The organism is Bartonella sp. MR168JLCBS (assembly GCF_042194175.1).
In genome coordinates, this window is sequence record NZ_JBHIMP010000408.1 from 1 (window position 1) to 681 (window position 681).

Annotated in this window: 1 protein-coding gene; it reads left to right on the forward strand. The window is 36.6% G+C overall.

Features of this window, described 5'->3' with window-relative positions:
- Window positions 1–501: 501 nt before the first annotated feature.
- On the forward strand, window positions 502–681 hold a 180-nt coding region (locus ACFIK8_RS11650), incomplete at its 3' end, for a PmbA/TldA family metallopeptidase (protein ID WP_375669518.1).

A 681-nucleotide genomic window follows, 5' to 3' on the forward strand; every position in this document is an offset into this window, starting at 1 on the left:
TGCGTCGTGTTCGATGAGCAGAGAGTTGAGGCTATCTTCTGGTTATTGGAATGCTTAGAATTTGGATTTAGAGCTAAGCATTATTGTGTAATTTTCTACTTAGAAAAGTCAAATCGACAGAAGTTTTAAAGAGCAATGATTTTATATTAAGGGTTTTTGTTGGCAAGAAAGTAGTTAGTGTTTCTGCTAATTGAGTGGCTTATCCGTAGGAGCTGTAGGAGCTGGCAGAATGTGCTGTTGCGATGGCTATTGATTTGATTATAAGCGGGTTTGGCTTGTGGAATGCACAAATGGATTGAAAAGGTTGTCAGCCAAAGAAATTTACAACATGTTGAACCTTTTCGAAAAGAAGTTAAAAGTGAAATTTTTTGATTCATTGAAATAAAAAAGTGCATGAATGCTATATAATTTTTATCGTTGAGCACACAAGGGTTACATTTTTGTATAAATTTGCCAAATTGCTGATCAATATAAATGATCAATATTTGAGGGAGTCTATAGATGAGTGAAAAGAGCCAGATTGATCAAGCCGCTTCGTTGGTGGAATCGGCAAAATGTTCTGGGGCAGATGCTGCTGATGCTGTTATTGTTCGTTCACATTCTCTGTGTGTGTCGGTTCGCTTTGGAAAAATCGAAACGACAGAATCTTCAGAGAGCAATGATTTTACATTAAGGGTTTTT